We start from the raw sequence: 13402 nt of genomic DNA on the forward strand, positions 1-13402 counted from the left end.
CCGTGCCCGGGCGCGGACGTCCCGCGGCCGGGATCCACCGGTGCCGGGGGCGTGATGATCTCGCGGCCCGGGTCCTTCGGCTCGCGACCCGGTCCCGTCGCACCGCCTTCCGGGCCTCTCACCGGACGCGGGGCTCCGACTCGGACGCCTCCTCCGAGGAGTCCCTGTCCTGGCCGGGCATGCGGACGTCGGAGACCTTGATGTTGACCTCGGTGACCTCAAGGCCGGTCATACGCTCGACCGCCGTGATCACGTTGCGGCGTACGGCGGCGGCCAGGTCGGGGATCGCGATCCCGTACTCGACGACCACTTCCAGGTCGGCGGCGGCCTGCCGCTCGCCCACCTCGACCGATACGCCCTGGGTGGCGCTCCGGTCGGCGCCGACCATGTCGCGTACCGCGCCGAGAGCGCGTGCCGGGCCCGCTCCCATGTTGTGCACGCCAGGGATCTCCCTGGCCGCGAGGCCCGCGATCTTCGCGACGACCCCGCTGTCGATGGTGGTGGTCCCCTTCGGTGTGACCAGGCCACTCTGGGATCCGGGACTGTCGGTGCGTGCCCGGGGCACCGTGGCCTCGTCGCCCTTGGGCCTGTTCACCGTGCTGGCTTCAGTCACGTCCGTTCCTTCCCCCGAGGGAAGACCCTTCTGGCCCCCCGATGCTTCTGTGGCGGTCATACCCCCCATATAGGCATAAATCAGGGCATAGTGTTTTTTGGAGCAAAAATAGCAATATCCGGGAAATCGGATCTACAGGTACATATGGCGTCGGCCCCCGGGCGGTGAGATGGGGCGGCCCCGGTACGGTCCGGCGGGATCCGGAGCCCGACTAGCCTTGTCGTGTGCGTATAGCGAGGTTCTCCACAGGAGACGGTGTCGGGTTCGGGGTGGTCGACGGCGGCCCAGGGGAGGAGTTCATCTCCGGGATCTCGGGTCACCCGTTCGGGCCGATCCAGTTCACCGGCGAGCGATACTCGCTCTCCCAGGTCAGGCTGGTCGCGCCCATGCTGCCCAGCAAGGTCGTCGCGATCGGCAGAAACTACGCCGACCACGCCAAGGAGATGGGCAACGAGGTCCCCGACGAGCCGCTCGTCTTCCTCAAGCCGTCGACCTCGGTGATCGGCTCGGGGGAGGCGATCGCCTATCCGACGACCCTCTCCCAGCGGGTCGACTACGAGGGGGAGCTGGCGGTGGTGATCGGCAGGCTCTGCCGTGAGGTGCCCCGCGAACGGGCGCACGAGGTCATCTTCGGCTACACCTGCGCCAACGACGTCACGGCGAGGGACCTGCAGAAGAAGGACGTCCAGTTCACCCGGGCCAAGGGCTTCGACACCTTCTGTCCCCTCGGCCCGTGGATCCAGACCGAGCTCGACCCGAGTGACGTCGGCATCGTCACGTCGGTGAACGGCGAGGTCAAGCAGAGTTCCCGCACCTCCAAGCTCATGTACGACATCCCCGCGCTGATCGCCCACGTGAGCGCGGTCATGACCCTGATCCCCGGTGACGTCATCCTCACCGGGACCCCGGAAGGGGTCGGCCCGCTCGGCGTCGGCGACGAGGTCAGCGTTTTCATCGAAGGAATCGGCACTCTCAGCAACCGGGTGGTCTCCCGTGATTAGGGTTCGTTTCGCCCCCTCGCCGACCGGCATGTTCCATGTCGGCGGCGCCCGCTCCGCGCTGTTCAACTGGGCCCTGGCCGAGCAGACCGGCGGAAAATTCGTGCTGCGCATCGAGGACACCGACGCCGCGCGCAACCGGCCGGAATGGACCGAGGGCATCATCTCGGCGCTCGCCTGGATCGGTGTCAACGACGACAGCCAGGCCTTCGAGGGCCCCTACTTCCAGTCGTCGTACGAGGAGCAGCACCGCGAGGCCGTGGCCAAGCTCGTCGCCGGCGGCCGGGCCTACTACTGCACCTGCACCCGCGACGAGGTGAAGGCGCGCACCGGCTCCGAGCACCAGGGCTACGACGGCTTCTGCCGCGACCGTGGCCTGAGCGAGGGCGCGGTCCGCTTCCGCACCCCCGACGAGGGTGTCACCGTGATCCAGGACCTGGTCCGCGGCACCGTCGAGTTCCCCAACAACGCGATGGAGGACTTCGTCGTCGCGCGTGGCGACGGCTCCCCGCTGTTCGTGCTGGCCAACGTCGTCGACGACGTCGAGATGCGGATCAGCCACGTGGTCCGCGCCGAGGAGCACCTGTCCAACACGCCCAAGCAGCAGCTGCTCTGGGAGGCGCTCGGCGTCGCCCCGCCCACCTGGGCGCACGTGCCGGTCATCGTCAACGAGAAGCGCCAGAAGCTGTCCAAGCGACGTGACAAGGTCGCCCTGGAGTCCTACCGCGAGGAGGGCTACCTGGCCGAGGCGATGGTCAACTACCTGATGCTGCTCGGCTGGGGCCCCGGCGACGACCGGGAGATCATGCCCTGGTCGGAGATGGTGCCGTTGTTCAAGCTGGAGGACGTCAACCCCTCCCCGGCGTTCTTCGACGAGAAGAAGCTCCGCGCGTTCAACGGTGAGTACATCCGGGCGCTGCCCCTGGAGGAGTTCGTCGCCCGATGCGAGCCGTGGCTGGAGCCCGGCTGGGACCGCGAGACCTTCGCCAAGGTCGCCGAGCTCGCCCAGACCCGCATCGCGGTCCTGTCCGAGATCACGGCGAACGTCGACTTCCTCTTCCTCGACGAGCCCGTCTTCGACCAGGCGTCGTGGGACAAGGCGATGAAGAACTCCGCCGTGGAGATCCTCACCGGCTATCTCGCCCGTATGGAGACGGTCGACATGGATCCCGAGTCGTTGAAGACCGCGCTGGAGGAGGTCGGCCTCGAACAGGGCCTCAAGCTCGGCAAGGCCCAGGCCCCCGTACGCGTCGCCGTCACCGGCCGGACCGTGGGCCTGCCGCTGTTCGAGTCGATCGAGGTCCTCGGCCGTGAGCGCTCCATCGAGCGTCTGCGTGCCGCCCTCGCGAGGCTCCAGGCCTGATCGGGCTTCGCGGGCTTCGGACGGGCTTTCACACCCGATCGGATGCCTTGAGGGACCCGAAGGAGAAAGGGGCCCCAGGCCCGACCGGGCCCGGGCCCTGAAAAGGCTTCCGGCCTGCAGGGCCTGCACGGCCTGCAAAGGCTGAGGGCCCGCCCCGGTCTCTGCCCGGGGCGGGCCGTCGCTTTTCTCGCCGCTTCCCCGTGACCGCGGTCACGGGGAAGGATCTCAGGACGAGAAGCTCAGGACGGGGAGCCCGAGGGACGTCCCCGTTCCGTGCCCCGCCCGGCGAGCTCGTCCCAGAAGCCGAGGTTGTGGGCCGAGGCGCGGTCGAAGGGCTTGATACCGCCCTGTCCCGGGGACAGCTCCTGCACGTACGGCGTGCCGTGTCCGGGACGCACGGGCTTCCAGACGGGCAGTCCCGGCCGGTTCGGATCGCCGACGGCGGCGAACCGCGACCAGTAGTCGATCATCGTGTCCCCGAGCCGTCGCTGCGCGGGGGTGAGCGGGGCGGACTCCCAGCCGACCCCGAAGAGGAACGACAGCTCGGAGCCGTGCGAGGCGAGCGGCCTGATCCCGTTGGGCAACGGGAAGAGCACGGGCGCCGTACGGTCGGTGAACTCGTAGGAGAAGGTCGGCACGTGCCGGGCGAGCAGCAGGTCGGTGTCGCGCGCCGGCCACGCCCAGTCGAGATCGCTCATGATGGCGGAGACCGCCTGGAGGGGCGAGTCGCCGTGAGCGCTCAGCGGGTAACGCGCCAGGATGTCGGGTCCCGCGGCGCCGTACCTGTCGTTGACGGCGGTCTCGTACTCGGCGGCCGTCATCGGCGGGAATATCAGCGAGGTGAACAGCGTGCCCTCGTCCCGGGTGATGCCCGTCAGCACAGGCACCCGGTGGAATCGGCCCTCCTGGAGCACCTTCGCGGGATCCTCGGGCAGCACCGCGTTGCCGTACCCCGGCAGCGGGAGGGGCTGCTGGGCGAGCAGGTCGGCCACCGGCCTGCCCCGCAGGCAGGCGAGCGCGGTCGCCGGGTCGGCGCACCCCAGCCCGGTGGCGAGGAACTGTCCGTAGCCCTCGTGGGAGGCTTGGGGCACCCAGAGGGGCACGTCCAGGACCGGCCTCAGCGGAGTCCCCTCGAAGCTTCCCGCGCCGCACGGGGAGCTCTGGGTGATCGCCCGGTGGAACAGCCCGGCCGCCGAGGGGGAGGCGAGCTGCGCGCACACCGAGTGCGACCCCGCGGACTCACCGGCCAGGGTGACGTTGCGCGGATCGCCACCGAAGGCCGCCGCGTTGCGCCGCACCCAGCGCAGGGCCGCCTGCTGGTCCTCGATCCCGAACGCCCCCGAGTTCTCAAGCCCGGGATACCCGAAGAACCCGAAGATCCCCAACCGGTAGTTCACCGTCACCACCACGACGTCGCCCCGCACGGCCAGCCTGCGGGCGTCGTAGTCGCTGCCGGCCCCCTTCGTCAGGCTCCCGCCGTGCAGCCACACCATGACCGGCTTGAGGCGTTTCCCGGCGCTCGACGCGGGCGCGGTCACGTTGAGGTAGAGGCAGTCCTCCGCCTCGCTTCCCGGCAGTCCCCAGACGTCGGCGGTCTGCGCGCACCGGTTGCCGGGCGCGGTGGCGTCGCGCACCCCCTGCCACGGGGTGACGGCCCGCGGTGATCGCCAGCGCAGCTCTCCGACCGGGGGCGCGGCGTACGGGATGCCCTGGAAGAGCCGGTGGTCTCCTACCTTCGCACCCTTCACCCACCCGGCGTCGGTGCGCACCTTCACATCCCCGCCGGGCCCGCCCGTACCGGCGGTGGAGGTCGAGACGGCGGGGGTGGCCCGCGGTGTCCGTGCCGTCTCCTGCCGTGCCGTCGCCGGGGTCGCCGTTCCCAGCAGCAGGGCGCCCGCCAGGCCGGCGACGAGCACGGCGCCCGTCCTTCGCTGTAGTCGTCTCATGGCGTCCACGATGCCCGTCGCCCGCTTTCCGGCGCATTGGGTCTGTGGTCCCGGCCGGGGTGTGGGAAGCCACACCCCGGCGCTGCACCGAAGCGTAAACCGGCAGGTCATCGCCTCGGAGGCCGCTCGAAGACCCCGGGTGACCCTCTGAGGAAACCTCCGCGACGCGGACACCGCACGGGGTGAGAGGGCCGGCGGGCGGAGCTTCCCGGGGGACCGGTTACGGGACCAGCAGCCCGCGGCGCTTCAGCAGGGGCTCGATGCGCGGGTCGCTCCCACGGAAGTCACGGAAGGCGTCCATCACGTCCCGCGAACCGCCGACCGACAGCAGGGTGGAGCGGAAGTGATCGCCGTTCCCGCGTTCCAGGCCGCCGTTCTCCTTGAACCAGTCGACGCTCTCGGCGTCGAGCACCTCACTCCAGATGTAGGAGTAGTAGCCGGCGCTGTAGCCGCCCACCCCGCTGAAGAAGATGTGGGCGAAGTAGTTGGTCCGGTAGCGGGGTCTGACCAGCTCGAAGGCGATCCCGTTGCGCTCCAGGGCCGCGTTCTCGAACGCCTCCGCGTCCTCGACGGTCTCGCCCGCCGCCAGCTTGTGCCAGGACCAGTCGAGCAGCGTCGCCGCGAGATACTCGACGGTGGCGAAGCCCTGGTTGAACTTCTCCGCGGCCCTCATCTTCTCCAGGAGCTCGGCGGGCACGGGCTCGCCGGTCTCGTGGTGCCTGGCGAAGTTGGCGAGGATCGACGGCCAGGTGGCCCACATCTCGTTGACCTGCGAGGGATACTCCACGAAGTCGCGCGGCACCGCCGTGCCGGAGACCCGGGGGAAGCGCACGTCGGAGAAGAGGCCGTGCAGGGCGTGGCCGAACTCGTGGAAGGCGGTGTTGACCTCGTCGAACGTGAGCAGCGTCGGCCCCTCGGCGGGCTTGGTGATGTTGAGGTTGTTCATCACCACGGGCCGCGTGCCCAACAGGTGCGACTGGTCGACCAGGGCGTTCATCCAGGCACCGCCGCGTTTGGTGGGCCGGGCGTACGGGTCGAACAGGAACAGCCCGAGCGGCGAGCCGTCGGCCTCGAACACCTCGAAGACCCGCACGTCCGGGTGGTATCCGGCCAGGTCGTCCCGCTCGGAGAAGACGACCCCGTACAGCTCGCCCGCCGCGTGGAAGACGCCGTCGCGCAGCACCCGGTCCAACTCGAAGTACGGACGCAGGTCGGCGCCATCGAAGTCGTACCTGGCCTTGCGCACCCGCTCCGCGTAGAAGGACCAGTCCCACGGCTCGATGGGGAAACCGGCCTCCTCGCTCAGCGCCTCGGCCTCCCGGCGGGCGTTGGCCACCGCGGGTCCCACCAGCTTGCCGAGCATCTCCTCGACGGCCTCGGTGGTCTTGGCCGTCTGATCGGCGACGGAGTAGGCGGCGTGGCTGGGGTAGCCGAGCAGCGCCGCCCGCTCGGCGCGGAGCGTCGCCATCCTGGCCGCCAGTTCGAAGTTCTCGGGAGCCCGGCCCGTGGACAGCTCGTACAGCCTCCTGCGGGTCTCCCTGTCGGTCAGCTCCGCGAGGACGGGGTGGTTGGTGTGGTTGAACAGCGCCAGGACGTACGAGCCGTCCTTCTCGATCGCCTTGATCGCGCTCTCGGAGAGCCCGTCCAGCAGCTTGACGTCCTCGACGACGAGCGCGGAGTCCGTGGAGGCGGCGAGAAGGTTCTGGGTGAAGGTCGTGGAGAGCTTGGTCAGCTCCTCGTTGAGCTCCCTGAGACGCCCCTGGTCGGCCTCGGAAAGGTCGGCTCCCGACCTGACGAAGTCGACGCGGTATTTCTCCAGCAGCCACGCCTCCTCCGCGTCGTCGGTGGTGATCTGCTTGATCCGGGCGTACAGGGAGCGGTTCAGCCGGATGGAGTCGGCGTGCTGGGTGAGCCTGGGGGAGATCTGGGTCTCGATATCCCGGATGCCGTCGGTCGCGTCCGAGGCGGAAAGGGTGGAGAAAACGACCACGGTCCGATGGAGGACGCGACCCGAGCGCTCCAGCGCCTCGATCGTGTTGGCGAACGTCGGGGCCTCCGGGTTCTCGATGATCTCCCGCACCTCACGCAGCTGGTCGGTCATGCCGCGTTCGAAGGCGGGAAGGTAGTGCTCCTCCTTGACCAGGGCGAACGGCGGCAGCCCGTAGGGCAGCTCGCTGGGGGTGAAGAACGGGTTGTCGGTCAAGGCGCAAACTCCTCACATGCGGCTGGATCTCCCCAGCAGCGTTACACGGTGGACCTTCGTGGCGACAGCCCGGTGATACCGCGATTGGGCCTCCGGCAATCGTTTTGGTCTTGACCCCCAACCTGGGCTATTCTTTCGGAGTCGCCAGCGAGCCCCGCAAGGGGGTCCAGTGCGGTGGGGTATGGTGTAATTGGCAACACGGCTGATTCTGGTTCAGTTGTTCTAGGTTCGAGTCCTGGTACCCCAGCTGCATCTTCTCAGGAAGATGTTGCGGATTCGGTTCCCTCCGACTCCGATGACAGTGTGTAGGGTCCCGTCGTCTAGTGGCCTAGGACGCCGCCCTCTCAAGGCGGTAGCGCCGGTTCGAATCCGGTCGGGACTACCACTGTCTCTCGCAAGGCTCCGTCGTCTAGTGGCCTAGGACGCCGCCCTCTCAAGGCGGTAGCGCCGGTTCGAATCCGGTCGGGGCTACATCGCGAACCCCGGAAGCAACGGCTTCCGGGGTTTTTGCATTTCCGGATTTCTTGAATTTCCTGTGCGCCCGCTCGCGAGCGTGCACGGCGACCATCTCGCCGCCCCACTCGATTCACCTCACGGATTCCCGGACCCGCTCCCGGACCACGGTCATCCGGGCCCCGTGGAACGGAGTCGGCCCTGAGGGCTTTGAGAGCCGTGCAGAACGGAGAAGGGGCTCCAGGCTCTGAACAGAGCCTGGAGCCCCTTCTCCGGGAACGTGGGGCTAGTTCTGCCCGGAGCGGGCCTTGAAGAGGGCCCGCTTGGCGGCCTTGCCCACCTGCTTGTCCGGGTGTGCCTTGCCGATCGCCTCCAGCAGCTCCTCAAGGTGCGGGTGCGGCACCTTCCAGATCACTTCGAGCAGGCTGACGAGATTCGGCACGTTGCCGATGTCGTCAAGGCTGCTGACGAACTCCGGGCGGCCGAGACCCGCGGAGATGGTCAGCATGTCGAGGATGAGCCAGTGGGTGTCGGACTGGGTGGGCGTGGGGGCGTCCTCGACGCCCAGCTGGGCGAGGTGGGTGGCCGCGTACGGGCGCAGGGACGGCTCGTCGAGAGCCTCCCGCCACGCGGGCACGGCCACGTCGCCGAGCGAGCCGACCATGCTGGCCGCCTGGACCCGGATCAGCGCGTCCGCGTCGTCCTCGGCCGCGGCCTCCAGCAGGTCCCTGGCGGCCTGCTCGGGGGCGCGCAGCTCCATCCAGGCCGCGAACTCGGCGTCCGCCTCCTCCTCGGGAAGCTCGGCGCCGAAGGAGAGCAGGTCGAGAGCCGTCATCGCGTCGATGGCCGGCCGGGCGTCCAGCTCGATGTCGGCGTCGTCCACGAGGTGGACCACGCCTTCCATGCCGAGCGGCGTGAGCCGCACCTGGTCGTGCTCGACCTCGACCATGCCGTATCCGATCAGCCAGTCGAGCACGGGGTTGAGCGGGTCGCCGTACTGCGCGGTGGCGGCGGCCCAGGCGTCGGCGCCCAGGTCGTCGTACTCGGCGGCGGCCTCGGCCAGCTCGGTGCGCAGCTCGGCCAGCGGCTTCGAGCCCGTCGCCAGCAGCACCCGGACCAGCAGTGCCCTGGTCAGCCCGGACAGGGCGATCGTGGCCTCCTCGTCCTCCAGCTCGGGGTCGCCGTAGTCGATGGACTGCAGGCCCGCCATCCACGCGTCGAGGGCGTCGTCGTCCTCCTCGAAGGGCCACTCCGCGGTGTCGGCGTCGACACTCACGGTGTCCTCCCCCTCGGGCTGGAGGAAGTCGAGGTCGATCGCGAGGTTCCAGATGTTCCAGAGCGCGGGGACGGAGTCGGCGAGCGAGGCGCCGGGCTTCTCCGGGACAGGAAGCCCGAGAACCGCGAGGGCCTCGGTGATCTCGGTGTCGGTGAGCAGGCTCGTCTCGCCCACCCGGCGCTCGGAGCCGACCCAGACCGCGAGGTCGCGGGCCTTGGTGATCAGGGTCGCCTTACGGGTGGCCGCGGCCAGCTCGCTGTCGGGCCGGAGCCTGATCGTCGGCAGCTCGGAGAGCTCGTCGGCGAACGGCTCGAAGTCGCCGAGCCCTTCGGACTCCTCCTCGTCGTACTCCTCGTCCTCGTCCTCCTCGACGACGAGCTCCTCCATCGCGTCGACGAAATCGTCTTCGAGGCGGTCGAGCTCGGAGAGCAGGTCGCTCAGCGAGGCCGAGCCCTTGGCGAGACGGTCGGACTCCGACAGGAAGGTCAGGTAGGCGCGGATCGCGGGCACCATGCCGTCGGCGGCGGCGTCGGGGTCCTCGACGACCTGGGGCATCCGATCGAGGAGCACCGTGCGCAGGTCGGACTGCTTCCACCGGCCGACGTCGTCGGAGGCGATCAGGCGGTGCCACAGGGCGACGGAGCCCACCAGGTTGGAATCGCTGCCGGGCGCGTTCTCACGCGCCCAGAGGATGAAGTTTTGGAGCAGGGGACGCAGTTCAGCCGCGGCTGCCTCGATGCGATCTGTCACCTTCCCAGCCTAGGGGGCCGCGGGGGTGCTCGCCTCCTCATATCGCCCGCCGACCGGCGGGTGTCAACCGGCGCGCGGCCCGGGCACTGTCCGGGCACTGTCCGGGCACTGCCTCCGGCCCCGCGATCCGGCCGTCGAGGGCGGAAAGCGCCCTCACCGCGGCGAACGGCGGTGATCCGCTCGTCCTCAGTTGGCGCGGCGCATCGACTCGGTGATCCGCTCGGCGGCGGTGACCACGGGGGCGGCGTGGAGGCGGCCGGGGGTGCGGGTCAGGCGCTCGATCGGGCCGGAGACCGAGACGGCGGCGACCACCTTGCCGCCCGCGCCCCTGATCGGCGCCGAGACGCTGGCCACACCCTGCTCGCGCTCGCCGACGCTGTGTGCCCAGCCCCTGCGCCGTACGCTCGCCAGCGTGGCGGCGGTGAACTTGGCCCCGCGCAGTCCTCGGTGCAGACGGTCGGGCTCCTCCCAGGCGAGCAGGATCTGCGCGGCGGAACCGGCGAGCATCGGCAGGGCCGAGCCGACGGGCACGGTGTCGCGCAGTCCGCTGGCGCGCTCGGCGGCGGCCACGCAGACCCGCTCGTCACCCTGGCGGCGGTAGAGCTGTGCGCTCTCGCCGGTCAGGTCCCTCAGCTGGGTGAGAATCGGGGAGGCGACGGCGAGCAGCCGGTCCTCGCCGGCGGCCGTGGACAACTCGGACAGGCGCGGGCCCAGCACGAACCTGCCCTGTGTGTCGCGGGAGACGATGCGGTGGTGCTCCAGCGCGACGGCGAGCCGATGGGCGGTCGGCCGGGCCAGGCCGGTGGCCTGAACGAGCTGGGCGAGGGACGCCGGTCCCGCTTCGAGGGCATTGAGCACGAGGACGGCCTTGTCCAGTACGCCGACTCCGCTAGAGTTGTCCATACACCGATACTGCAGTCTCGACATATGAGAAAGCAAGTGGGAGTGGGACAGCCGATCGCAAGGAGGCGACATGGGCCGCACGCTCGCTGAGAAGGTATGGGAGCAGCACGTCGTACGACGTGCCGAGGGAGAACCCGACCTGCTCTACATCGACCTGCACCTCATTCACGAGGTGACGAGCCCGCAGGCGTTCGACGGCCTGCGCATGGCCAACCGCCCCATCCGGCGTCCCGAGCTCACCATCGCCACCGAGGACCACAACGTCCCGACCGTGCGCGGTCCCATCGACGACCCGGTGTCGCGGGTGCAGGTCGAGACGCTGCGCAAGAACTGCGCGGAGTTCGGCGTCCGGCTGTATCCGATGGGCGACGCGGGGCAGGGCGTGGTCCACATCATCGGCCCGCAGTTCGGTCTGACCCAGCCCGGCATGACGATCGTGTGTGGTGATTCTCACACCTCCACCCACGGCGCCTTCGGCGGCATCGCGTTCGGCATCGGCACCTCCGAGGTCGAGCACGTGCTGGCCACCCAGACGCTGCCCGCCTACCGGCCGAAGACGATGGCGATCGAGGTCTCCGGCGAGCTGCCGACCGGCGTCACGGCGAAGGACCTGATCCTCGCGATCATCGCCAAGATCGGCACCGGCGGCGGCCAGGGCTACATCGTGGAATACCGCGGTGAGGCGATCCGCAGGCTCTCCATGGAGGGCCGGATGACCGTCTGCAACATGTCCATCGAGGCGGGCGCCCGCGCGGGCCTGATCGCTCCCGACGAGACCACCTTCGAATACCTCAAGGGCCGTCCCCACGCGCCCTCCGGCGCCGACTGGGACGCCGCGGTCGCGTACTGGAAGACGCTGGTGACCGACGAGGACGCCGTCTTCGACACCGTCGTGGAGATCGACGCCTCGACGCTCACCCCGTTCGTCACCTGGGGCACCAACCCTGGCCAGGGGGCCCCGCTGGGGACGTCCGTGCCGCGCCCGGAGGACACCGGCGACCCGGCCGCCGCCGCCCGCGCCCTGGAGTACATGGGCCTGACCGCGGGCACCCCGCTCCGCGAGGTCCAGGTCGACACGGTCTTCGTGGGCTCCTGCACCAACGGGCGCCTGGAGGACCTGCGCGCCGCGGCCGACGTGCTGCGCGGGCGCCAGGTCGTCACGCGCACGCTGATCGTGCCCGGCTCGATGCTGGTCAAGCTCCAGGCCGAGCAGGAGGGGCTGCACGAGGTCTTCAAGAACGCGGGCGCCGAATGGCGCGAGGCGGGCTGTTCCATGTGCCTGGGCATGAACCCCGACACCCTCGCCCCCGGCGAGCGCAGCGCCTCGACCTCCAACCGCAACTTCGAGGGGCGTCAGGGCAAGGGCGGCCGTACGCACCTCGTGTCCCCGCAGGTCGCCGCCGCGACCGCCGTCACCGGCAAACTCACCGCGCCCGCCGATCTGCCCGCCGGCCTGTAAGGAGTCCTCGCGATGGAAGCGTTCGTCACCCACACCGGCCGGGCCGTGCCGCTGCGCCGCAGCAACGTGGACACCGACCAGATCATCCCCGCCGTCTGGCTCAAGCAGGTCAGCCGGACCGGTTTCGAGAAGGGCCTGTTCTCCGCCTGGCGCGAGGACCCCGACTTCGTCCTGAACAACCCCGCCCACGAGGGCGCCACGATCCTGCTCGCCGGACCCGACTTCGGCACCGGCTCCTCCCGCGAACACGCGGTCTGGGCCCTGCAGCAGTACGGCTTCCGCGTCGTGATCGCGGCCCGGTTCGCCGACATCTTCCGTAATAATTCCACCAAGATGGGCCTGCTCCCGGTCGTCCTGCCCGGCGAGACCGTCGAGGCCCTGCAGGCCGCGGTGGAGGCGGACCCCACCCTGGAGATCACCGTGGACCTGGCGGAGCGCCAGGTCCGCTGGGGCGGGGAGAGCGTCGCGTTCGAGATCGACGACTACACGCGCTGGCGGCTCATGGAGGGCCTGGACGACATCGGGCTGACCCTGCGCAACGCCGATGCCATCGGGACATACGAGAATGGTCGGCAGCCATGGCTGCCGACGACCGTCTGACGCGTTCAGAACACGAGCTGGCGTGGCGGCTGCGCGAGGCGCACCGCCACGTCCGGTCTCTGCCCGTCCCCGCCGAGGAGAGAAAACGTCTCGCCCGGCGCCTTCTCGCCATCTGCGATATGGCCAAACGCGACCTCGAACACGCCGCCGGGCGTCTTGATTTGTTCCTTCTCAGTATTGATGTCGTGGTTTCGGATACGCCGAGCACTGGAAACATTGCGGAAGGTGATTGAGTCATACGGCTCCGTCCCCTAATTTCAAGCGGGCAAGGGGTTTCTCGTCGTGATCGTTGATGAGAGATCTGTGATGAGACCCCTCGCCGTGACAAATCGGGTGAGACGGGTTTTCTGCCTCGTGACCCACTCCCGGACATCGGTAAGCAGGGGGAGCAACCTTAATGAACAAAAAGGAACTCGTCGACGCCATCGCGGATCGGGTGGGCGACAAGAAGACGGCCACCGAGGCCGTGAACGCGGTGCTTGACGCCATCCAGACCGCCGTCGCGAGTGGCGACAAGGTCTCGATCACGGGGTTCGGCGCCTTCGAGATGGTGCACAAGCCGGCCCGCACCGCCCGCAACCCCTCCACGGGTGCCGAGATTCACGTCGCCGAGAGCTGGGGGCCGAAGTTCCGGCCCGGCTCCGACTTCAAGGAACTCGTCAACAACGGCGGCAAGAAGTCGTCGAAGAAGCGGTAGGTCCCGGGCACGGGCGCCCGGACTCCCGTCACGGGAGTCCGGGCGCCCGGCTTTTGCGCCGGGCGGCCCGGGCGCCCGAGAGTTTTCCCGAAACCCTGTCCTCGTCGTCCTCGTCTTCGCGACCGATTCGCGACCGGGCCG

The 13402-nt window shown here is 69.4% G+C and carries 11 protein-coding genes and 3 tRNA genes; 9 read left to right on the forward strand and 5 right to left on the reverse strand.

The genetic code is table 11. The features are described 5' to 3' along the window. Window positions 1-118: 118 nt before the first annotated feature. On the reverse strand, window positions 119-613 hold the full coding sequence (locus ACFY3D_RS13535; protein WP_389978862.1) for an Asp23/Gls24 family envelope stress response protein: 495 nt from the start codon (window positions 611-613) through the stop codon (window positions 119-121). A 224-nt stretch (window positions 614-837) separates the two neighbouring features. Between ACFY3D_RS13535 and ACFY3D_RS13540 the strand changes: the two genes are divergently transcribed. After that, the gene (locus tag ACFY3D_RS13540; RefSeq protein ID WP_389978864.1) at window positions 838-1614 is read left to right on the forward strand and encodes a fumarylacetoacetate hydrolase family protein; all 777 of its coding nucleotides are present in this window, start codon (window positions 838-840) and stop codon (window positions 1612-1614) included. A gap of 28 nt (window positions 1615-1642) precedes the next feature. After that, window positions 1643-2974 carry a glutamate--tRNA ligase gene (gene gltX / locus ACFY3D_RS13545; protein WP_389979192.1) on the forward strand — a complete coding sequence of 444 codons (1332 nt, stop codon included), beginning with the start codon at window positions 1643-1645 and terminating at the stop codon, window positions 2972-2974. 239 nt (window positions 2975-3213) lie between these two features. Here gltX and ACFY3D_RS13550 read toward each other — a convergent pair whose 3' ends face one another. Beyond that, window positions 3214-4920: a carboxylesterase/lipase family protein gene (locus ACFY3D_RS13550; RefSeq protein WP_389978867.1), complete on the reverse strand. Its 1707-nt coding sequence runs from the start codon at window positions 4918-4920 to the stop codon at window positions 3214-3216. Between the two features lie 220 nt (window positions 4921-5140). After that, the gene (locus ACFY3D_RS13555; protein WP_389978870.1) at window positions 5141-7123 is read right to left on the reverse strand and encodes a M3 family metallopeptidase; all 1983 of its coding nucleotides are present in this window, start codon (window positions 7121-7123) and stop codon (window positions 5141-5143) included. 175 nt (window positions 7124-7298) lie between these two features. On the opposite strand from ACFY3D_RS13555, the gene ACFY3D_RS13560 reads away from it, so the two are divergent. The 3 genes from ACFY3D_RS13560 to ACFY3D_RS13570 all read left to right on the forward strand — a co-directional run bounded on the left by ACFY3D_RS13560 (window position 7299) and on the right by ACFY3D_RS13570 (window position 7594). Further along, a tRNA-Gln gene (locus ACFY3D_RS13560) sits at window positions 7299-7370 on the forward strand. Window positions 7371-7432: 62 nt separating this feature from the next. Further along, window positions 7433-7508 (forward strand) — tRNA-Glu (locus ACFY3D_RS13565). A 13-nt stretch (window positions 7509-7521) separates the two neighbouring features. After that, window positions 7522-7594, forward strand: a tRNA-Glu gene (locus ACFY3D_RS13570). Window positions 7595-7862: 268 nt separating this feature from the next. On the opposite strand, the gene ACFY3D_RS13575 is transcribed toward ACFY3D_RS13570, so the two are convergent. Together ACFY3D_RS13575 and ACFY3D_RS13580 are read right to left on the reverse strand one after the other, a co-directional pair. Next, entirely contained in the window at window positions 7863-9602 is a 1740-nt protein-coding gene (locus ACFY3D_RS13575; RefSeq protein WP_350949370.1) for a hypothetical protein, read from the reverse strand. A 186-nt stretch (window positions 9603-9788) separates the two neighbouring features. Then, window positions 9789-10505: an IclR family transcriptional regulator gene (locus ACFY3D_RS13580; protein WP_350949369.1), complete on the reverse strand. Its 717-nt coding sequence runs from the start codon at window positions 10503-10505 to the stop codon at window positions 9789-9791. Between the two features lie 70 nt (window positions 10506-10575). On the opposite strand from ACFY3D_RS13580, the gene leuC reads away from it, so the two are divergent. From leuC to ACFY3D_RS13600, 4 genes are all read left to right on the forward strand, one after another. Next, the gene (gene leuC / locus ACFY3D_RS13585; RefSeq protein ID WP_389978873.1) at window positions 10576-11964 is read left to right on the forward strand and encodes a 3-isopropylmalate dehydratase large subunit; all 1389 of its coding nucleotides are present in this window, start codon (window positions 10576-10578) and stop codon (window positions 11962-11964) included. Between the two features lie 12 nt (window positions 11965-11976). Next, complete coding sequence (gene leuD / locus ACFY3D_RS13590; protein WP_350949367.1) at window positions 11977-12564, forward strand: 3-isopropylmalate dehydratase small subunit; 588 nt, start codon at window positions 11977-11979, stop codon at window positions 12562-12564. Beyond that, window positions 12543-12797 carry a hypothetical protein gene (locus tag ACFY3D_RS13595; protein WP_350949366.1) on the forward strand — a complete coding sequence of 85 codons (255 nt, stop codon included), beginning with the start codon at window positions 12543-12545 and terminating at the stop codon, window positions 12795-12797. The genes leuD and ACFY3D_RS13595 overlap by 22 nt, the downstream gene beginning before the upstream one ends. Before the next feature lie 164 nt (window positions 12798-12961). Continuing rightward, the gene (locus ACFY3D_RS13600; protein WP_386200819.1) at window positions 12962-13261 is read left to right on the forward strand and encodes an HU family DNA-binding protein; all 300 of its coding nucleotides are present in this window, start codon (window positions 12962-12964) and stop codon (window positions 13259-13261) included. Window positions 13262-13402 lie beyond the last annotated feature (141 nt).

Source organism: Streptosporangium sp. NPDC000509 (assembly GCF_042898365.1).
Classification (GTDB): Bacteria; Actinomycetota; Actinomycetes; order Streptosporangiales; family Streptosporangiaceae; genus Streptosporangium.

Excerpts from the sequence above, each read along its gene's own strand:
- gltX (WP_389979192.1), top strand. The coding sequence starts at position 1,643 with ATGTTCCATGTCGGCGGCGCCCGCTCCGCGCTGTTCAACTGGGCCCTG.
- ACFY3D_RS13550 (WP_389978867.1), bottom strand. The coding sequence starts at position 4,920 with ATGAGACGACTACAGCGAAGGACGGGCGCCGTGCTCGTCGCCGGCCTG.
- ACFY3D_RS13580 (WP_350949369.1), bottom strand. The coding sequence starts at position 10,505 with ATGGACAACTCTAGCGGAGTCGGCGTACTGGACAAGGCCGTCCTCGTG.
- leuC (WP_389978873.1), top strand. The coding sequence starts at position 10,576 with ATGGGCCGCACGCTCGCTGAGAAGGTATGGGAGCAGCACGTCGTACGA.
- leuD (WP_350949367.1), top strand. The coding sequence starts at position 11,977 with ATGGAAGCGTTCGTCACCCACACCGGCCGGGCCGTGCCGCTGCGCCGC.
- ACFY3D_RS13595 (WP_350949366.1), top strand. The coding sequence starts at position 12,543 with ATGGCTGCCGACGACCGTCTGACGCGTTCAGAACACGAGCTGGCGTGG.
- ACFY3D_RS13600 (WP_386200819.1), top strand. The coding sequence starts at position 12,962 with ATGAACAAAAAGGAACTCGTCGACGCCATCGCGGATCGGGTGGGCGAC.